We start from the raw sequence: 21,001 nt of genomic DNA, 5'->3' as shown, positions 1-21,001 counted from the left end.
AGAAAGCATCAAAATAATTTATAGGTATAAGTGGCACTTATACCCCATATTAAATATTGTTAATTCTCAATCAACGTATATCTCAATTATAATTTAAATAGACAGAATAATAGAAAAATAGACAAAATCACATTTTATATTATTTATTTCAGATGGAAAGAGAATGAAACCGTGCTGACAAAGGTAAAAAAGAAAAAGTGTCATACACAAAACCCATTTTTCAACATAATGGTAGAAGAAGAAATCATGACCTATTGTGAGCAAAGAATTTTTTATAAATAGATTAGAAAATAATTTATTATTAGGGAGGAATATATAACGATGGCAAAAATGAAGCAAAGTGGATTTGATCTTTCTGAGGCGGACATAAATGAAGATTTACTAAGAGAATTAACAGAATTCCCACTTCTTGAAGCACTTTTTGGAAGGCGTTCCCGCCGATTTTTGCTTGGAGCAGAAATACCTGACGGACCGCTTGCATATAAATCAAAACACGAACCAGTTCCGCTAAATAATTTAGAAAAACTACTAATATTATTGGGGGTCAGTGGTGTAACGGGTTGGCATCATTCAGTTACTAGACATGAACGTTATAAACCGTATCTATCCAATTATTCTGGATCAGCGTCGGGCAGAACCCATCCATCTGCAGCAGGCTTTCATACTTCTGAAGTGTTTTTTACGGATGACACAGGGACATACATTTTCCGTACCCGGGATTTTGCACCAGAAGTGGGACGTTCAGAAAATGGGAAACTTTCTACAAAGGAACTACTGCTATCACATCAAAAAAGAATTGAGAAATTATCTGACGATCGCCTGAATATTCCAAATTATGAGCCCTATATGGAGGGGCATAATTCTTGGGTGGCCAATAAGCCAGGTACCTTCTTAGTGTTTCCAGTTGGGGATTTAGCCCAGCATACACTTTTAAATTTATGCTTCTACGTTCAAAATGGACTAGTTATCTATGACGATATTAATAAACGGAAAATCCCAGGTTTAGAGAAATACAGACATATTGTGGATGTCGATAATCCGGTTCCCCTTAGCTTCCTTGATCAATATTCGCTTGCTGAACTATCTGCAGAATTGGCCACAGCAACATACTCAGGAATGTTATTGCAGCAAGCAATTGGGCTCGGTGGCTGGATGTTTGATGGAATTGATCGCTTAACCGTTTTAGGAGCCAGTGGTGATCCGGATGTTCCCGGTCTTGGTTTCCGCTATGATACAGATGAACGTTGGGCAATACCTAACCCAACAGGACTTGAAGGAGTATTTACTTCGTATACACCTCCACATTATCCGACCATGAGAGATGCAGTTGAAGCATTAGTGGAACGCAAATTTGGGAAGGACGGTCCATTTCATCCTGAAACGAAGGGAATTTGGAAGTATCCGTCGTTCGTGCGCAGCAACGCACAAGTTCATGATGAAGAATTTAAAGAAATTATTGCCCTGCAGGCTCAATACATGTATGATACATTCGGGAAATTTCCGGCAACCGTACCTTCTGTCTATTCATTAATGTACTTACAGTCGCACCATCTAGATTTGGAGTATTATGACAAACTATTTGACCCGCATTCTTATTTATCCACCCATGCTGAGCATTTGAAAAAGTGGCATGGCATAAAGCTGTAACCATTAAACAAGTATTGTTACTTTCGATAAAAAAAGCTATGCAATTTGATGCCTGATGACACTATAGCCATTAAGTTAAGCAAATTTAATTCTATTTTTAACAAAAGGCTCTGTTATTATTCATTGTTGATTTTCGTATAGTACGAGAATTCATAGGCGGAGAATTTCCGGCTAATGTATAAAGAGGAAGCTTAACAAGCAATTATAAGCGAAGAAATTCCGATTAACTGCTCTAAATAAGATAAAATCCAAAGATTTGGATCAAATAAACGGAAAAACTTCCTTTATTTTTAAGGAAATAAGGGTATTTCCCAATTTAAACGGAATTTTTCCGTTTATTTTTCAAACACAGTAAAATCAACATTCAGTATAACATAGCCTAACAAAAAGGAATTAATCGTGAAAGGCACCACCCAATTATTGGATGGTGCCTAAGATAATCATAAATGGTAGTTTGAAGTAGTTATGTAGAGGGAGTAATAGCGATGTAAAGTGATGACATCGTAATTCTAGAGGATATGGATGTTAAAAGTGCCACAGGGACAGTTCTTATGGTTGCGTATTTCTGTAGCCAAAGCTAGTAATCCCTGCTTTGGCTTTCCAGAATTTTAAAAATGCAAAAAAATGCCAAGAGAACCATCCCCCTGGTCACCCTCGGTTACTTGTCGTATCGATAAAATGTGCCCGTGGTCGTGCACAATAACTCGCCTTCTTCATTGCGGACGTCCGCTTCCATGAATGAAATTTTATAGCCATCCTTCTTATAACGAGACGTTGCAATCAATTTTCCGGATTTCGTTGCTTTAAAAAAAGATTCATGGGGACGGTTCTCATGCATCACAAAAGAATACGTTTGTTGTAATTAAACTTGTGGATAGGGTAAAATAATCCCTTATTTAGTAAATGGAATTAGAGTAGCATGCGATTTTAATGGGGGAAGTTAAAGCAAGGCTCTGTTATTATTCATGGTGGTTTTTCTTGTAGGTATCATAGGGGGAGAATTTCCGACTAATGTATAAAAAGGGAGCATAACAAGCAGATATAAACGGAGATATTCCGATTAACCTCTCTAAATAAAACAAAATCCGAAGATTTGGATCATATAGACGGAAAAACTTCCTTTATTTATAGGGAAATGTGGGTATTTCCCAATTTAAACGGAATTTTACGTTTATTTTTCAAACACAATGAAATCAACATTAGTAAGATATCATGTCTATCTTTACTATTAATAATTTTCATGAACGGGCGCTTCATTCATAGCTTCATTAGTAAATAATCAAATTTTTTCTTTCCAAAGTGTCGAGGCTAACTTCCTGGCAAATTGTCTAAATTCGAGTGGCTAAGAAATATGATAGATTGAAAGAAGGTTTATAAATTATCCTTCCAATAAAAATAAGCGAGGCTATTACATGGGAAACGAGAAAAGCAACAAGAATAACACCCCAAGAAGGAAGTGATATACTCGGCCTGGCCGTCTTCAAAATGCCAAGAAATGGGCTGAACAGTATTATGGAAAAAATCTTGCGAAAGGTTATAGTAAATGGTTTGGAGTTGATCTGGTATGTGCTATTACGGAATTGTAAATGCTGGGCTATCAATTTAAACAGTCGTATAAAGAGCAGGTCAAACAATTTAGAATGTCTAAACAGAAACAGAAGGAAAAAAGAAAGCTTGAAAACGCACAAATGGATGAAGATTTTGGTGATGAGATGTTTTATTTTATAGAGGGGTATACTGAAAATGGAGTTCCTTTCGGTATAACTCGTGAAGAGATGGAAGAGGATGAAGGGAATTATTATTTGGATAAAAGTGCAGAGAGAAAAGTAATTCATCAACAAGATGACGACGATTTGCCATTTTAAGAATTGTAAGCGTGAAATAGCCTACTTCTTTTGAATGGTGTGGCTATTTCACGCTTACTTTGAAACTTATTTACACACAACTTTTTTCCGCACCGTCAAAAGGATGTTTCTAACATCCTTTTCGTCGTATTATTTTCTTCTTCTTTTATTGAATGAATAAATGATTCCGAATAACAAAACTAATCCTATACCAAAATAGACTAATGTATTTTTTATAATATAATTCCTGTGGTCGTAGTCCCCACTGCTAGCATATTTGCCGTCATATTTAGCTTTAATAAATGAATCTCTGCTATCTTTAATGGCGATTGCCTCTTTTGTTGTTACATCTTTAATTTCGTAGTACTCAGTACCTTTAGGAAACTTATTCGAAAAGTTCCCGCTATAAGTACCTTCATTGTCAGAGTACTTAGTGACCTCGCCTATTTTCTTGCCAATTTGTTTTGGTTCAACCTTCGAATCTGAAATAATATAAATGTTCCCATTATAGACAACAAATGCATATGCCCAATCTGCATAAGTTGTATTAACAAGAAAAGTAAAACTCATTAGAAAAACGAAAAATAAATTTATTATTCTTTTCAAATACATCCCCCCTATAAAATGAGACGAACTTAACATAAATATCGTTGCAATTAAAATTGACTATAATTTTGGCATTCACCGGGGAAGCCCAACATGTTGGTAAGGTTCTAAAATAAGTTTGTAATGGGGGAAACTACCTCTGCCTTCTGCTTTAAAGCGATGGGGGACTGACTCTATTAATTTGTATAGTTAACATATTATTGCTTAATATTTTGATAATCTGTATATTTGAATATAAGAACTAAATATTCTAAATATTTTTAACTCTAAAAGGAATGAGGAGATGGCTCTGACAATTGATCAGTTATTTATAGGGCAAATAGCTAGGAGTAAAAGGATATTTACGGACACAGATGTGAAGCTTTGTATTGAATTAACAAACGATATAAGTCCAATTTATCAGGCAAATGAAAAGGGCTGGGAGAATTTTTATAGAAAACCGATTGTCCCGGGTCTATTAACAGAAGGACTCATCACCCAGGTAATTAGCCAAAAACTTCCAGGTAGTCCTTGTATACTGCTTCAAAAGGAATTGGTGTTTATTCACCCTGTTCATGCTGGAGATGAGGTCATGGCAGAGTTAGAGATTATTGATATTAATCTATCACGGAATTGGGTTACTCAAAAGGTAACCTGCTATAATCAGACAGGAACTGAAGTGGTAAAAGGGCAGGTAGTATTACTTGTTCTATCAAATCAAGGTTCTTAGGGGATGAATATGGAGTATATTATGGAAAAGAATCTTCACACAGGTAATTTGGGAATGATGATTGTGGATGAAAATGGGATAGTCCTTAGGGCAAGTCCTGAATTTTGCAGGCATTTCTCTCTTGTGGAATCAGAATTAGTAGGTGCGCGGATTCACTACATAATTGAAAATACTTTCAAAAAATCACCTCAAAAAGATCCAAAGAAACCAGTCATTTCTGGTGTAATTAAAGGAACCCCATGCCTTATTCGAATCCATAAAGAAGGACGCAATTTTATTTACTCAGCCCTTGTTAAAACTGGGGAAGTAGACCCTCATGAAATAGATTCTTTTTTAAAAGCGGCTGAAAAGCCAAAAATCATGAAAAAAATGAATAAAAGTAACAGATACAGCTTTGATGATATTATCGGTGAAAGTTCGTTAATGATTCAAATTAAAGAGTTGGCAGCAAGAATTGCAACGAGTAACTCAACCGTTCTATTAACAGGAGAAAGTGGCACAGGGAAGGAGCTGTTTGCGCAAGCAATACATGGACTGTCTTTAAGGGGGAATCATCCATTTGTTGCTGTGAACTGCGCAGCTATTCCTAATGAATTATTTGAGTCTGAAGTGTTTGGGTATGAAGCAGGGGCTTTTAGCGGTGCAAAAAAAGAAGGAAAGCCTGGAAAAATAGAATTAGCACAAAATGGTACACTTTTCTTAGATGAAATTTCAGAACTTACTTATCATGCCCAAGGAAAGCTTTTGCGCGTTTTACAGGAGAGAGAAGTAGAGCGGCTAGGAGGAACTATCAGCAAAAATGTGGATATTCGAATTATTGCGGCGACAAATCGGGATTTAAAATCACTAGTTCAAGAGGGGAAATTCCGGCAGGATTTGTTTTACCGGTTATTTGTATTCGAATTGAAAATTCCCTCTTTAAGGCAAAGAAGAGAGGACATTATACCAATTGCTCTCCATTTGATTAAGTATTTTAATGAAAAATTTAATCGTGAAGTAGTGTATATTGCACCTGATCTGCAGGAGTGGCTGATAACTAACGACTGGCCCGGAAATGTTAGGGAACTAAAAGCCTTTATTGAACGCGGCATGAATATTGTTGAGGGGAATGCTTTAACTTTAGACTGCTTAAATTTTTCTGCATATACGGAAATACCGGAACAAAATATGCAAATTCAAGAAAATGAAAGCTTACATAGCTTGGAGGCGGAAGTTAGAAAAGCGGAGATTTCAGCCATCCAGCGGGCATTAAAGGAATCCAACGGTGATCGAACCTTAGCAGCTCAAAAGTTAAAAATTCATTTGGCGAGCCTATATCGTAAAATGGCTAAATATGATCTTAAATAACCATACCCATTGTTTTATTTATGACACACAAAGAATTGTGTGTTTTTTTTTTAGAACTCTATTATTCGCAAATATGTTTCTCATTTTTGTTAAAAAATTTGCAAAATTGCAAAAGTATGCAACAAAATCCAGTGTTTTCATCAAAAAAAGATGGCATGAGACTTGCATATATTAATAGGTCAAAGGGGGGTTGAAGAATGAGTAATTCTTTCATAAAAAAGGGTGAGGATCAATGAGGTTAGAAAATAAAATTGCATTTGTAACCGGAGCTGGAGGTCCAATGGGGCAGGCCATTGCTTTACGTTTTGCGGAAGAGGGCGCCAAAATTGCTATTACAGATATTTCTGAGAGAAGACTGAATCAGACGAAAGAAAAATTACAAGAATACATGGATCCTAAACATGTTTTTGCTATCAGAGCTAACGTGCTAGCAATTAATGAAATGAGAGAAGTGATAGAGGAAGTGAGCTCCATATTCGGTAACATTGATATTTTGGTAAATGTTGTCGGAGGTATTCGGGATTCGACACTTGAAAAGTCAATTTTCGAAATTGATGACGAGCGATGGGACCAAACAATGGAGTTGAATTTAAAGGGGACATTTAACTGCACAAAATTAGTGGCGCCAATCATGATTCAAAACGGGTATGGGAAAATCATCAATATTTCCACCATTCATTTTGAAGGTGAAAAAGGCTATTCAGATTATGGTGCAGCAAAAGCAGGCGTAGCGTCCTTTACAAAAACAGCCGCAAAAGAATTATCCCCAACTATTAATGTCAATTGCATTGCCCCGGGGTTAATTCAAACTTCTGTCCTTGAACGAATGGATCATGAAACACTTGAAGAGTACCGCAATCAAACCTTATTGGGTAGATTAGGAAAACCAACTGATATTGGAAATGCAGCCTTGTTTTTAGCAAGTGATGAGTCGAGTTATATAACCGGCCATATCCTTCCCGTTTCGGGTGGAATATGGCCGCATCTATAAGTGAAAAGGGAGAGGTGATTTAAATGGGTGTTTTACAACCTGTAAAGAAAAAATTATTTAGTCTGTTTCTAATTTCTCTTCTACTAATGCTTGCGGCTTGTGGAAGCCAGTCTTCATCTACTAAAGAAACCTCAGGGAAATCAAAGAATGTTATTAAAGTAGGACTTAGTGTCCCATTATCGGGGGCAGCTGCCAACTGGGGAATCACTGCTGAATGGGCCGCAAAACAAGCAGCCAACAAAATCAATGAACAAGGCGGCGTAACAGCTGACGGTAAGAAATATACCTTTGAGGTCATTGCCTATGATAATAAATATAACGCAACAACAGGTGGGCAAGTTGCACAAACTCTTATTAATAAAGATAAAGTGAAATTTATTGTAGGCTCGGTTGGAAGTGCACCAACCCTTGCATTACATGCATTAACGGAGAAAGCAAAAGTCATTCATTTTACTTCTGCATGGACACCTGATATTAAAGGGGAAAAATTCCCATACACTTTCACTACTTTAAATACACCGCGTGAGGTTATCGAACCGATTGCAAATTATATTCTTGATAAAGACAATAAGCTAAAAAAAGTAGCCGTTATCAACCCAAATGATGCAACTGGAACAGATACTTCAGCCGTGTCTGTTAAAGTTTGGAAGAGTAAAGGGATTGATATCGTAGTGGAGGACTATTACGAAAGAGGAACAACAGAATTTTCACAAATTGTAACAAAAGTTTTAGCAAAAAAACCGGATATTATTGATTTAGGGGCAACACCGCCGGGAGACGCTGGTCTAATTTTGAAGGCGTTGTCAGAACAAGGGTGGAATGGTGTCAAAATTATTGGTGCAGGTACAAGTGCTGACCAACTAATTGATGCAGCAGGAGATGCTGCGAATGACGTCTATTTAGGGCTAGCACCAGATTTTAGCAGCGAAATTGCAACTACTGTTCAGAAGGACCTTGCAAAAAAAGCCAAAAAAGATCTAAATCAAACACTAAACGCGATCTCCATGCAGCCTTATGATGGAATGATGTCACTTAAAGCTGCTATTGACAAGACCAAATCTCTAGACCCGGATAAGTTAATCAAGGCTTTACAGGAGGTTAAAGTAGAAAGTTCTTACGGGCCAACTGCATTTGGTTATAAGGAAACTTATGGAATAGCCCAGCAAATGCTTCTTCCAATCACCATTACCCAAATACAAGCTGGAACTCCGGTGGAAGTAAAAAGAATGATCCCTAAAGAATTAGAGGAAAAAGGGATTAAATAAGTTAGGAGCAGGGGTGAATGAAACATTCATCCTGCTCTTAGAACATTATCCTGGAGAAGAGGTGAATGCACTGTGGATTCTATTATTCAATTGATCGTTAACTCTTTACAAACAGGAGCCATTTACGTGATTTTTGCGTTGGGTCTAACATTGGTTTTTGGCGTGATGAAAATTGTCAACTTTGCCCATGGCGAGTTTTATACGGCGGGTGCGTTTTTAACCTATTTGTTTATCGACCAGTGGGGAATTTTAACAGAAATAAATATCTATTTAGCCTATTTAATAGCCTTTATTTGTTCCATCGTAATTGTCGGTATGGTTGGCTATTTTATAGAAATGACTATTTTTTCACGTTTTCATGGTGATATGGTTTCAGGTCTAATTATTTCTTTAGGTCTGTCAATGGTACTTCAAGTCCTATACCTAATCCTTTTTTCTGCAAACCCGAAAAACATCACTTCCATTTTTAAAGGGACGAATACATTATTTGGCGGTGTCATCTCAAATGAAAGAATAGCCATTTTTATTTTGGCCCTGCTCTTTACCGTTGGAATGGCCCTGATTATTAAGCAAACAAAATTCGGGAAGGCAATGAGAGCTATTTCCCAAGATAAAGAGGCGGCGGAGCTGCAAGGGATAAACTACAAATCTATTACCAGATGGGGGTTTGTGGTTGGGGTTATTTTAGCGGCATCTGCAGGTGTATTGGTGTCACCCGCATCTATTGTAGACCCGTATATTGGAGGAGCTTACCTGATGAAAGCTTTCATCATCATTATTTTAGGCGGTATGGGAAGTATTCCGGGCTGTATCCTTGCCGGATTTATCCTAGGAGTAATCGAGAGTTTTGGAACTTTTTATTTTAATTTAGCATTTGCAACTACTTTGTCGTTTATTTTAGTGATGGTAATGCTTTTAATCCGACCACAAGGACTGATGGGCAATGTCAGCAAATAATCTTAAATGGATCGTGTTTTCGTTGGTAGTTGCAGCCATTGGATTTATAATAGTTGACCCTTATTATGCCCATCTGTTCTCTATACTTTGTGTCTATGCCGTATTGGCAGTCAGTTTCAGATTTACGATGCTGGTTGGTGAGATTAATCTTGCTCATGCCAGTTTTTTCGGAATAGGAGCGTATGTATCTGCTGCCTTAACCATGCAATTTGGAGTTCCTTTTGTTGGAGCGCTCCTTTTAAGTGGTCTGATTGCCGCGTTGATCAGTATGGTTTTTGGGTCCATTGCTTTTCGGGTGAAAGGGGCATATTTTCTGTTGCTAAGTTTTGCCTTTGCCGAAATGGTACGGTTATTTTTCCAAAACGTCTGGACCGATGTGTTAGGAGGAGTCAATGGGATTGCCGGTATACCGTTTCCTATGGAAAAGTACTATGGCTTTATCGCCATTCTCACACTTCTTCTATTATATGCACTGTACAGGCTTGAAAAAGCAAACTTTGGAAAAATTTTAATAGCCATTCGAAATTCAGATGATTTATCCAGATCTATTGGAATCAACAGTATGAAATACAAGGTCCTTGCTTTAGTCATTTCCTCTTTTATAGCAGGGATGAGCGGGTCTATATTTGCACATTTTAATACGGTTATTAGTCCACAGGACTTCTCCTTCCATTTATCCATTATTATTCTTAGTTTTGTGATTATTGGAGGAAGAAACAACTTTGTTGGACCAATTGTTGGTGTTATTTTATTAACCTTTGTAACTGAGTATATTAGAGGGTTTGGTTCGTTTGAAACACTTGCTTACGGTCTGGCGATTATTCTAGCCATGTTGTTTTTGCCTAATGGCCTGGTAGGAACATTAAGGTCGCCTAACCTGCAAAGAGCTAAAAAAGCAAAAGTAGATCGCCAGAAGGAGGCTAAAGCTTGATGCCCTTATTAAAAGCGGAGAAAGTTACTCGGATTTTTGGCGGTATTGCAGCAGTAAATGATGTTTCCTTCCATGTAAATAGCGGCGACATTTTAGGATTAATCGGACCAAATGGAGCCGGAAAAAGTACGACGTTTAATTTAATCTCAGGCTTTTACAACTTATCCTCCGGAAAAATTTACTTTAATGGGGAGAATGTAACGAATAAAAATCCAGAATATTTAAACAAAAGGCAAATGGTTCGGACATTTCAGCATAATGTCTTATTTGATGAAATGACAGTTTATGAAAATGTTTATATGGGCACTGTCCTCAAAAAAATGAGTGAAATAGAAAAGGGAACATTAATTGAGGAAATATTAACGTTTCTAAATTTAATTCATGTTAAAGATGAGCTTACTAAGAATTTACCACATGGAACGCAAAGAATGCTGGGAATTGCAGTGGCGCTTGCAACAAAGCCAAAGCTATTGCTATTAGATGAGCCTTTAACAGGAATGAACATAGTAGAGATTAAGGAAGCAGTAGAGGTTCTGAAAAAATTAAATACTGAGAAAAACATTACCATTGTTATTGTGGAACACAACATGAAAGCAGTAATGGAGCTTTGTGACCGTATTGTTGTGCTTAGTTATGGAGAAAAAATTGCCGAGGGTACTCCAGAGGAGGTTCGTCAGAATGCAGAAGTCGTTAGAGCATACCTTGGAGGAAGCTAACAGTATTTTACAAGTACAGGGCCTCTGTATCAATTATGAAAAAGCAGAGGCGGTTAAGGGTGTTGATTTACATGTCACACAAGACAGTATTACAACGTTAATCGGGGCGAATGGTGCCGGTAAAACCTCCATTTTAAAAGCCATAACGGGATTAAAGAAGCCTAACAGTGGTGATGTGATTTTTTGTAATGAAAAAATATCCCACTTAAAGGCATCGGAAATTGTCAAAAAAGGGATTGCTCTGGTACCTGAAGGCAGGCGATTATTCCCAGAGATGACTGTTAAGGAAAACCTTGAGCTTGGTGCTTATTTACAAAAGAATAAAAATCAAATTCAAGAAACTTTTGAAAAGGTCCTTTCGTATTTTCCAGATCTTAAACCTAAGTTAATCCAGGAAGCAGGAAGACTGAGTGGTGGACAACAGCAAATGGTAGCGATTGGACGTGCGTTGATGTCACAACCAAAGCTCCTTATACTAGATGAACCTTCGATAGGTCTTGCACCGATCGTCGTTCAGAAAATCTCTGAAATTATCAAAAATATCAACCAAACCGGTGTGAGTGTTTTACTTGTTGAACAGGATGCTCACATCGCCTTAACTATCTCGGAGTTTGGATATGTCCTACAAAACGGTTTGATAGAGCTTTCTGGAAACTCAAGCCAGTTGTTACAAAATGAAAGAGTAAAAATGGCCTATTTAGGTATTTAGCCAGGTGTAAAAATAATAGAGATTTTAGAAGATTTATAGGAGGTTGGTAAATTTGGGATTCGAAACAGTGCTTACTCAAGAATACATTGAGCGTTACCAGTCTTACTGGCCCAACCATACCATTTTGGATTACTTAAATGATGCAATTGAAAAGTATCCAAACAAGGTTGCCATTATTGATAAAAAGAGCCGGTATACCTACAAGGAATTAGGGAAATTGGTTGATCGGGTAGCATTGGGTCTGATGGACTTAGGTTTGGGCAAGGGGGATGTCATCTCTGTTCAATTGCCAAACTGGAATGAATTCGTTATTCTGCATTATGCAATAACAAGAATTGGGGCCATCATTAATCCGTTGATTCCAATTTACCGTGATCGGGAGATTGGTTATATGGTGGGGCTTGTAGAATCAAAGATGATTGTGGTTCCAGATCAATTCCGAAATTTCAACTATCCTGATATGATTAATCGACTTGAACATAAATGGCCAGCATTGGAGCATGTATATGTAATTGGAGAACAGGTTCCGACCGGTATGAAGTCATTTTCTTCCTTACTTGAAGTGCCCTGGGAAGAACGGAAGGATCCGGCACTGTTAGATGAAATTATTCACGATCCAAATGACTTGACCCAAATTGTTTTTACTTCAGGAACAACTGGGGATCCCAAAGGAGTTATGCATACACACAACACCCTTTGTATTGCAGCGGAATCGTGGATTAACAGATTAGGTTTAAATGAAGACGATGTGGTGCATATGGGGTCAACCTTCGCCCATCAGACAGGATTTATATATGGTGTCCGAGTACCAACTCACATTGGCGGCACTGGTATTTATCAAGACATTTGGGATCCGAGAGAATTTATTGAATTAGTAGAAAAGGAAAAGATTAGTCAAACGGCAGGTGCCACTCCATTCCTGAAAGATATCCTTTCATTGGAAGGAATTGAGAACTATGATCTTACCTCACTTCAAATTTATGGCGCTTTTGGTGCTCCAATTCCGAGAGCGTTGGTAAAAGATGCTAGAGAAAGATTACCGTTCACTATTTTAGCAGGATGGGGTCAAACGGAAAATGCTCTGGTTACTGTAACAAAACTAGATGATTCTGAGGAAAAGCTTGTAGGTTCAGAAGGTATTCCTTTTCCAGGTATGGAAGTGAAAATCGTTGATGAAAATGGAGACCCTTGTCCTCCATATCAGGAAGGAAATCTTTTATGCAAAGGTCCATTCCATTTTGTTGGCTATTTGAAACGGATTGAAGAAACCAGAATGGAATTTAAGGATGACTGGTTCATAACAGGCGACCGTGCAATTATGGATGAGGACGGATATATTCGGATTTCTGGCCGAAGTAAAGATATTATTATTCGCGGTGGTGAAAATATTCCTGTTGCCTATGTTGAAAATGTTTTGTATGAACACCCTGACATTTCTGATGCGCAGATTATTGCGATGCCTGACCTCAGGCTGCAAGAAAAGGCTTGTGCTTTCGTCAGTATGAAGCCAGGAAAAAACCCATTAACATTAAAAACATTGCAGGAATTCTTCGCTGAGAAGGGAGTGGCGAAGCAATATTGGCCGGAACATGTAGAGGTTATTGATGAATTCCCAAGGACACCAAGTGGAAAAATACAAAAAAACCGTTTGAGAGAGAGGATACGCGGTGCATCGGTTATAGAGAAATAGGAGTGAAATCGAATGGAGCTTAATATTAAAAGCAAAAACGTTCTTGTCACTGGTGCCGCGAAAGGAATTGGCCGCGGGATTGCATTAGCTGCAGCATCTGAGGGAGCCAATATTGCTCTTCATTATCAAACCTCAGAAAAGGAAGCACTCGAGACTAAAAGATTAATAGAGCAGCATGGAGTCAAAGTTGTTATGGTAAAGGGGGACCTATCCTCTTTAGAGGAAGTTCAAGAAATGAAGGCATCCATTGGCCGGGAACTAGGAAGCGTTGATGCCATTGTGAATAATGCAGGCTGGGCACAATTTAAGCCCTTTTTCCAATATGAACCGGGTGAATGGCAGAGGGAAGTGGATATTTGTTTTCATGGCGTTCTTCATTTAGCTTATACCTTTATCCCAGATATGATAAATAAAAATAACGGGAAATTTATTAATATTGTTGGAGATTCAGCAAGGACAGGGGACCGGAATTTAATTGTTTCCGCAGCTGCTAGAGGGGGTACTATAAGCTTTATCAAATCATTGTCTCAAGAAGTTGGCAGAAACAATATACAGTGTAATACCGTCTCCCTTGGACTCATTGATCAGGGACAAACCTATGATCAAGCCACTTTTGCAAAAATAATTAAGCAATATCCGTTAAAACGTCTTGGCAAAGTGGACGATATAACAGGCTGTATTCTTTTGTTATTATCGTCTTGGTCAGACTGGATCACAGGGCAAGTTGTTTCCATTAACGGCGGTCAAAGTATGATCAATTAGGAGCAAACTATCGTCACGGTTCGAATGCCAGTTGATGCCATTGGAACCGTAATAAACGATATTTTTATTATGTTAACTGAGTGATGAAGGGTTATTTCCATAAAACGATGAAAAGGGGGAAATGTTCCCCCTTTTTTAATTAATTGCTTGGTATTGATTCAATTATTTGGATGGTGCCTAAGATAATAATAAATGGTAGATTGAACTAGTTATGTAGAAGAAGTAATAATAAAATAAAGTAGAGAGCCATCCCCCTGGTCACCCTCGGTTACTTGTCGTATCGATAAAATGTGCCCGAGGTCGTGCACAATAACTCGCCTTCTTCATTGCGGACGTCCGCTTCCATGAATGAAATTTTATAGCCATCCTTCTTATAACGAGACGTTGCAATCAATTTTCCGGATTTCGTTGCTTTAAAAAAAGAGGTCTTCAATTCTAGCGATACATAAGGTACGTCCTTCAGCCGAAAGTTTAAATGACCCATCGCAGTGTCAGCGAGAAAGGTAAAGATGCCGCCGTGCACTATCCCAGCCGGGTTATACATAATGTCAGTAACCGGACACGTAATGGTACATGTTTTCGCCTCATCATCATAATCAAACTCAAACTGCAACATATTGAACATAAATATACTTTCCGGCTTGATGGCGCTTGTATCATAAGCCTGCTCCATATGTGCCATAAATTCTTGCTTGTTCACCGATATTCACCCCATTGTTAAAATTTCTCCCTTTATATCATATCATATTTTTCGGAATTCTTAGAATACATTACCGAATTAAGCTAAATTAGGTAATTCGTTTGTGATTGTAATAGTAAATATATTTTCTAGTTCACACGTTAAAGCCTCCATACTCTCAAATTCCAGGAGAAATAGCTACCGCTCAACGAAGGAAATTATTGATGTTAAAGATAAAGGCAACTATTAGGGAGTGGAGGAAAAAATATAAACGGATTGCCATCATTCATAAAGATGAGAAAAAAGCTAAAAAGTTAGTAGACTATCTAACAACTGAAATCGGAAAAGGTGTTGTTTATATTAATCCTGAAGAAGATGTGAAGCCTGGCTTTGTGTCGGTTTTGGCTTCGTATAATAGTAAGGGAATGGAATTCGATGGTGTTATTTTAGTGAATGTCAATGAAGAGTCGTTCCCGAAAGATGACCTGCATGCTCGCTTATTATATGTCCTTCTAACAAGGGCCCAACAGGAAGTGAAAGGATTTTATCAAGATAAGCCTTCGGAGTTGCTTGATGGCTATGTGAAACAGCTTGTAAAAGCGACATCTAAATTTGATGATATACTATAAAGAAGACTAAGGCGCCTATGATGGGCGGCTTTTCTTTTTATATTAGTGTTTACATTTGGAGATTTTATATAGTTTTATACGAACGGTAATAGACAGGAATGAAACATTAATTGCTATTCCAGAACTTAGAAGAAGAGAGGATATGAAGGTTTATTCTAGTAATAAACTTAAAGAGCTATACCATTATTCGGTGGAAAATGGGTTTACTGATATTTGGACTCCGAAGAAACTAATTTATAAGGAAAAAGATAGGACATTTAATGAATGTAACCAAAAGAATTACTCTTTGAAGCTTGGATTGATGGCTTTGAGGAAAGTTTCGTAAATAGTGCTTGATATGTAAATCCATGCAAAAATACCTTCCGATGCACTCTAATTGGAGAGTTTTGTTTTATTTAGGTAGATATTGCTCCAAGCTAAATCTTGAAAAGTAGTTCTGTTTTTAGTATGGCATAAAACCAATACTATGTTATCAATTTGAACGTAAGGGGGAGTAACTCCGGTAAAGGTTAAATGGGTGAGTAATCTAAGGTCCATAAATTCATAAAACTCAGTTTTATATAGTGGTATTCTGAGGGCCTTAATAGAGGCCCTTATTGTTATTGCTGAATATTTTCTTAGAAAAAATTCTAATAAAATAATCATTATTTTTGTAAAATATCTGAGCTTCATTTCGATAGAATTTGAGCCGAGGAGTGGTGGGATCTTCCAATTTGAAATTAGAAATAAGAAACGTCGAGCTAACGTGGGCTATAAAACTTTAGAGTATATTTACACAGGTGAAATGATACTTTTTCGTAGTTACTAGTAACTTTCAATTTTAATAATCCTAAGCCTATTGCTAAAAAGTTGACATATTATATATCCAATAAATTGAGTGATATAAGTAAATTTATATTAAATACCTAATTTTGAATTTTATAAATTTTAAGATAACTCATTGACTGTAGGTAATTAATATGCTAATTTATGGTTAAATATCATAAGGATATTTACAAACCTGGTAAACAATGCAAAATATAGTTCGGATAATATAAGTAAATCAATTTATAAAAGTTGTTATATATTATTCGAATACAAAAAGGAGGTGTTGAGTTTAATGTAAGGGGTTACATATTTCGGACTTGGTATCAACGAAGCATTAGACAAAAATTTTGATCGATGGGAATTTATCACATGCTGTTATCAAAAATGCTTTATAACTTTAAAAAGCTTTCTCTTAATTTACCTAAAGAATCTTTTAATACCAAGTAGATTTCTGAATGATATTGGATAAAGGATACACTTAAGAGTGGTTAATTGAAAAACATTAATTTTTCATTATTGTTGGCACTCTTAAATTTACATTTTATAAACCTATCATTTCTTTTCGAAATTCCCGAAAACGAAAATAATGATAGTATGAAAAACTTATTCTTTTTTTCTAAGTACAATTTAACAGTTAAGATATCGGTTTTAATGTAAGGAATAAAATGATCTGAGGGCAACAAGGGAAATTAATATGTTGTTCAGCCGGATAAGAATACTAATAATGGGGGAGAAAGATGAGAAGAAAAAGCGCTGTTTCTATGAGTTCGATCATTCTGAGTTTGTCATTAATTTTTACTGGTTGTAGCAGTACAAATGATGATACAGCTAAAGAGGCCAGTGGTAAACCGAAAGAGATTGTAATTGGTAATATAGGAGCCATGACTGGTTCTAGTGCAACACTTGGGGTGGCGCAATCTCAGGGGGTAGATTTGGCGGTTAAGGAGATTAATGCAAATGGTGGTATCTTGGGTGCGAAAGTGAAAGTAGTTAAACGTGATGATGGAGCCGACCCAACTAAGTCGAAAACTTTAGTGGAGGAGTTGGTGGACAAAGAAAAGGTGGATTTTATGGTTGGTCCTACCAACTCTACACCTGCCGCTGCTTCAATGGCATTTCTTCAGCAAAACAAAATTATTTCCATACTTCCGATAGCAACTAGCACCCAACTGATTAATCCAAATAATCCTTATGCATTTAGACTGCTGCCGTCAAATGCTATACAGGCAAAGGCTATTGTGAAAATTGCCGTTGAAGAAAAAGCTAAAAAAATTGCACTGGTTGCTGATACTTCAGCACTTGGCACGGATGGTATGTCCGTTATGGAAGAAGCCATGAAAAGTCATGGTGTAACCCCTGCAGTCAAAGTTACCTATAAAGCAGATGATGCAGACATGACACCTGTTGCTCAGAAGATCAAGGATGCTAAAGCAGACGTGGCATTATTCTGGACCTTGGGTGCTGATGGTGCAAAAATTGTTAGGGCCCTTGAACGGATTGACTACATTAATGATTTAGATATTATTGGCTATACAGGTTTAAACATGCCGAATTTCACTGAACTGGCCGGTCCTGGTGCTAATAAAGTGAAAACTGTTACTGCTGGTAGCTGGGCATTAGACACTGGCAAAGAAGAGTTAGCTCCAAAATATTGGAAGATGTACCAAAAGGTCGTTTCTGAATATGGCGAAAAAGACAAACGAGATACTAGTGCAGGCATGATTGCTCAAGCATACGATGCAGTGTATTTGCTGAAATGGGCCATCGAAAAAGCCGGTACAACTGATAGTGATAAGGTGAAAAAGGTTTTGGAAACGGATATAAAAGATTTTGATTCTGTATATGTAAATAAATATGCATTTTCAAAAGAATCTCACGAAGGATTTCCTGTTGCGGAATTGTTAAAGGTCAAAATAGGTGACATGGCTTACGGTGAAATCTTTAAAAAAGCGGATTAGTTCTTAACATAAGTGTCGTGCACCTAGTGGTGCCGGCACTTATCAAGTAATTTGGGGAAATTTTTTATAAAACTATTAATCAAATTTGAAAGGAGACTATTGATGCAAGAAATAATAACTGCCCTTTCCAATGGAAGCATTTACGCATTAATGGCGCTTGCTATTGGCATAATTTATTCTACCACACAGATTATAAATTTTGCTCACGGTTCTGTCATTATGATAGGTGCCATGACAAGTTACTGGTTACTAAGTATTTTTCATATGAATTATATTACGGCTATTATTCTGGCTGTCATTATTAACATAGTCCTAAGTATAGTGATTTATAAAGTATCTGTAGAAAAATTAGGAGATCTAACCCAGAATTCAGGATGGATTGTCACTCTCTTTGGTGCAGGAATCATTCTAGACAATACGGCCCGAATGTTGTTCGGTACAGAGCCAAAGGCGTATCCATTCCTTTTTGATGGAAAAGTTATTCCGATTTTTGGCACGAAGATTATGGTACATGAGATTATGATGATTCTTGTTGCAGTATTAATAGGTGCTCTTTATCAGATTGTGATGCAAAAGACTAACTTCGGCCGTGCTGTTAGAGCAGTTTCCTTTCGTCCAGATACCGCTCGGATTATGGGCATTAGGAGTAATCGCATTGTGTTGATGTGTTTTGCAATTTCTGGTGCTGTAGCAGCAATAAGTGGTGCTCTTATTGCCCCGATAACCTTCGCAAGTTATACAATGACCTACTCAGTGGGTATTAAAGCCTTTGCAGCTGCATTGATTGGCGGTCTAGGAAACACCAGGGGTGCATTCGTTGGAGGGCTTTTACTAGGGCTGATAGAGGAAATTGCAAATATGATTGTTCCAGGCGGATTCGTAGATTCTATCAGTTTTTTAATTATGATAATAGTTATTATCGTTTTACCGGGGGGGATATTAAGTGCCAAACTCTTTAATAAAGGCGAACTCAATGCAGAAAAAATATAGTCGTATTTTTAAAATGGTTTGTGCAGCTGCCTTACTGATCAGTTTTGTTCTCCCTCTATTTGCTGGTGACTATTATATGCGGCTTATATCATTAATCTTTATTTATATTATTCTTGCAGTAGGGTATAACATTTCAGCGGGTTTTAGCGGAATTACCTCATTCGCTTTTGCCGCTCATTACGGTGTAGGTGCATATGTTTCCGCAGTAGCGATTACCCGCTATAATATGCCGTTCCTTGTAGGATTGCTTGCAGGTGCATTAGCATCAGGTTTAGTAGGTTTGGTAGTTTCCCTTCCAGCTTCTAAAGTCAAGCACCATTACTTGGCCCTTATTAGTATAGGACTATTAGAAATAGTGCAGCAAATACTGAATGAATGGCAATGGTTTACTGGCGGGTCCGGGGGAATGTACATACCTTCCTGGGACATTTTTAGCATTAGTTTGAATAACTTTCAGAAATATTATGTCATTTTCATTATTATGTTGTTCTGTGTAGTTTTACAGAGGAATCTGATGAAAAGCCGGTGGGGCAGAGACTTAATAGCAATCAAAAATAATGAAATTGCAGCTGCGGGGGTAGGTATTAATTATAGCAAGTATAGGATTGCTGGTTATTTTCTAAGTTCTATACTTGCTGGTCTGGCGGGCAGTGTATATGCCAGCTTTAGCGGTTATTTGAGCCCAGATACCTTTAATTTTGAATTTACAGTATTCATACTGTTGATGGCGGTTGTTGGAGGTGAGGGTACTCTTAGTGGTCCAATCATCGGGGCTGTTTTTGTCACATTTATACCTATGCTATTTAATGCGGCTCCTGACTTAAAGCAAATTGTATTCGGTGCGCTCCTCGTCATCTTGCCGCAGGTAATGCCCGCTGGTATTGCAGGAACTATTAAGAAGTATTTTAAGGAAATCGACAATAACAAATATATAGTGGAAAAAACTGAGGGCAATGAGTTTGACATTGAACGTAATGTTATTAAGAATAATTCGGAAATCGAAGACATTCTGGTTGTTAAGGGACTTACAAAGAGATTTGGGGGAGTAACGGCTGTAGACGGTTTAGATATGACCATTAAAAGAGGAACTGTTCACTCACTAATAGGTCCCAACGGTGCTGGTAAGAGTACTACAGTAAATATGATTACCGGGATAGACAAACCCTCAGAAGGCTCCATCACTTTCAATGGGAAGGAAATTACCGGTGACAAATTTTTTAATCTAACGAAGAAGGGTCTCTCACGGACGTATCAGCATGTTAGGCTCTTTAACAATCTATCAGTAGTTGAAAATGTTGCAATCGGGGGACGTTTGTTTTATAGCTATTCGATTATCGACTCTATTTTCCGGACTCGAAAAATGAAGAAGGAAGAACGGAAATCATTTCTTGAGGCGATGGAATATTTAAAAATAATCAATCTTAACGACAAAGCAAATTACGATCCGGAAAGCCTTTCTGCAGGTCAGCAAAAGTTATTGGAACTTGCTCGAGCCCTTTATATGAAGCCAGATCTTTTAGTATTGGATGAACCATGCGCTGGCCTTTCCGAAACGGAAACGATGGAATTTGCAAAAATCATTCATAAAATCCGTAATGCCGGTATTTCGATTTTGATGATTGAGCATCATATGGATCTTGTGATGGAAATTTCCGATTACATTACAGTAATCGATTACGGTAAAAAAATTGCTGAGGGCGACCCTGCCAGCGTAAATACTAATCCTGTTGTAAAAACAGCATATCTGGGCGAGGGGGCATAATC

At 37.5% G+C, this 21,001-nt stretch carries 18 protein-coding genes; 16 read left to right on the top strand and 2 right to left on the bottom strand.

Translation table 11 applies throughout. The features are described from left to right. Positions 1 to 321 precede the first annotated feature (321 nt). Both QNN06_RS17750 and QNN06_RS17745 read left to right on the top strand, forming a co-directional pair. Complete coding sequence (locus tag QNN06_RS17750) at positions 322 to 1,647, top strand: hypothetical protein (protein WP_284035594.1); 1,326 nt, start codon at positions 322 to 324, stop codon at positions 1,645 to 1,647. Positions 1,648 to 3,233: 1,586 nt separating this feature from the next. Next, a complete protein-coding gene (locus QNN06_RS17745; protein WP_284035593.1) occupies positions 3,234 to 3,512 on the top strand; it encodes a hypothetical protein in 279 nt (92 codons plus the stop codon). A gap of 129 nt (positions 3,513 to 3,641) precedes the next feature. Here QNN06_RS17745 and QNN06_RS17740 read toward each other — a convergent pair whose 3' ends face one another. Beyond that, on the bottom strand, positions 3,642 to 4,103 hold the full coding sequence (locus tag QNN06_RS17740) for a hypothetical protein (RefSeq protein ID WP_284035592.1): 462 nt from the start codon (positions 4,101 to 4,103) through the stop codon (positions 3,642 to 3,644). A gap of 277 nt (positions 4,104 to 4,380) precedes the next feature. On the opposite strand from QNN06_RS17740, the gene QNN06_RS17735 reads away from it, so the two are divergent. The 10 genes from QNN06_RS17735 (at position 4,381) to QNN06_RS17690 (ending at position 14,174) form a co-directional block, all read left to right on the top strand. Then, entirely contained in the window at positions 4,381 to 4,806 is a 426-nt protein-coding gene (locus QNN06_RS17735) for a hotdog family protein (protein WP_284035591.1), read from the top strand. A 9-nt stretch (positions 4,807 to 4,815) separates the two neighbouring features. Further along, a complete protein-coding gene (locus QNN06_RS17730) occupies positions 4,816 to 6,153 on the top strand; it encodes a sigma-54 interaction domain-containing protein (protein ID WP_284035590.1) in 1,338 nt (445 codons plus the stop codon). Between the two features lie 232 nt (positions 6,154 to 6,385). Continuing rightward, complete coding sequence (locus tag QNN06_RS17725; RefSeq protein ID WP_284035589.1) at positions 6,386 to 7,144, top strand: SDR family NAD(P)-dependent oxidoreductase; 759 nt, start codon at positions 6,386 to 6,388, stop codon at positions 7,142 to 7,144. Between the two features lie 23 nt (positions 7,145 to 7,167). Further along, positions 7,168 to 8,409: an ABC transporter substrate-binding protein gene (locus tag QNN06_RS17720; RefSeq protein ID WP_284035588.1), complete on the top strand. Its 1,242-nt coding sequence runs from the start codon at positions 7,168 to 7,170 to the stop codon at positions 8,407 to 8,409. 72 nt (positions 8,410 to 8,481) lie between these two features. Beyond that, a complete protein-coding gene (locus QNN06_RS17715) occupies positions 8,482 to 9,366 on the top strand; it encodes a branched-chain amino acid ABC transporter permease (RefSeq protein WP_284035587.1) in 885 nt (294 codons plus the stop codon). Further along, positions 9,353 to 10,297 carry a branched-chain amino acid ABC transporter permease gene (locus tag QNN06_RS17710; RefSeq protein ID WP_284035586.1) on the top strand — a complete coding sequence of 315 codons (945 nt, stop codon included), beginning with the start codon at positions 9,353 to 9,355 and terminating at the stop codon, positions 10,295 to 10,297. The genes QNN06_RS17715 and QNN06_RS17710 overlap by 14 nt, the downstream gene beginning before the upstream one ends. Beyond that, the gene (locus QNN06_RS17705; protein ID WP_284037947.1) at positions 10,297 to 11,013 is read left to right on the top strand and encodes an ABC transporter ATP-binding protein; all 717 of its coding nucleotides are present in this window, start codon (positions 10,297 to 10,299) and stop codon (positions 11,011 to 11,013) included. The genes QNN06_RS17710 and QNN06_RS17705 overlap by 1 nt, the downstream gene beginning before the upstream one ends. Before the next feature lie 4 nt (positions 11,014 to 11,017). Continuing rightward, positions 11,018 to 11,722 carry an ABC transporter ATP-binding protein gene (locus QNN06_RS17700; protein ID WP_284037946.1) on the top strand — a complete coding sequence of 235 codons (705 nt, stop codon included), beginning with the start codon at positions 11,018 to 11,020 and terminating at the stop codon, positions 11,720 to 11,722. A 52-nt stretch (positions 11,723 to 11,774) separates the two neighbouring features. Continuing rightward, positions 11,775 to 13,412, top strand: coding sequence for an AMP-binding protein (locus QNN06_RS17695; protein WP_284035585.1), 1,638 nt, complete (start codon positions 11,775 to 11,777; stop codon positions 13,410 to 13,412). Between the two features lie 12 nt (positions 13,413 to 13,424). Then, on the top strand, positions 13,425 to 14,174 hold the full coding sequence (locus tag QNN06_RS17690) for an SDR family NAD(P)-dependent oxidoreductase (protein WP_284035584.1): 750 nt from the start codon (positions 13,425 to 13,427) through the stop codon (positions 14,172 to 14,174). Between the two features lie 268 nt (positions 14,175 to 14,442). Here QNN06_RS17690 and QNN06_RS17685 read toward each other — a convergent pair whose 3' ends face one another. Continuing rightward, a complete protein-coding gene (locus QNN06_RS17685; protein ID WP_213145835.1) occupies positions 14,443 to 14,874 on the bottom strand; it encodes a PaaI family thioesterase in 432 nt (143 codons plus the stop codon). 203 nt (positions 14,875 to 15,077) lie between these two features. Between QNN06_RS17685 and QNN06_RS17680 the strand changes: the two genes are divergently transcribed. The 4 genes from QNN06_RS17680 to QNN06_RS17665 all read left to right on the top strand — a co-directional run bounded on the left by QNN06_RS17680 (position 15,078) and on the right by QNN06_RS17665 (position 20,999). Continuing rightward, on the top strand, positions 15,078 to 15,482 hold the full coding sequence (locus tag QNN06_RS17680; RefSeq protein WP_213119474.1) for an ATP-binding domain-containing protein: 405 nt from the start codon (positions 15,078 to 15,080) through the stop codon (positions 15,480 to 15,482). A 1,544-nt stretch (positions 15,483 to 17,026) separates the two neighbouring features. Continuing rightward, entirely contained in the window at positions 17,027 to 18,247 is a 1,221-nt protein-coding gene (locus tag QNN06_RS17675; RefSeq protein ID WP_284035583.1) for an ABC transporter substrate-binding protein, read from the top strand. A 102-nt stretch (positions 18,248 to 18,349) separates the two neighbouring features. After that, on the top strand, positions 18,350 to 19,237 hold the full coding sequence (locus QNN06_RS17670; protein WP_213119476.1) for a branched-chain amino acid ABC transporter permease: 888 nt from the start codon (positions 18,350 to 18,352) through the stop codon (positions 19,235 to 19,237). After that, positions 19,191 to 20,999, top strand: coding sequence for a branched-chain amino acid ABC transporter ATP-binding protein/permease (locus QNN06_RS17665; RefSeq protein ID WP_284035582.1), 1,809 nt, complete (start codon positions 19,191 to 19,193; stop codon positions 20,997 to 20,999). Before QNN06_RS17670 ends, QNN06_RS17665 begins: the two co-directional genes overlap by 47 nt. Positions 21,000 to 21,001: the final 2 nt, after the last annotated feature.

It is taken from the genome of Neobacillus sp. 114, from assembly GCF_030127045.1.
GTDB classification, from domain to species: domain Bacteria; phylum Bacillota; class Bacilli; order Bacillales; family Cytobacillaceae; genus Neobacillus; species Neobacillus rhizophilus.
Note: the sequence above shows the minus strand (reverse complement) of the source record. Positions and strands in the feature narration are given on the sequence as shown.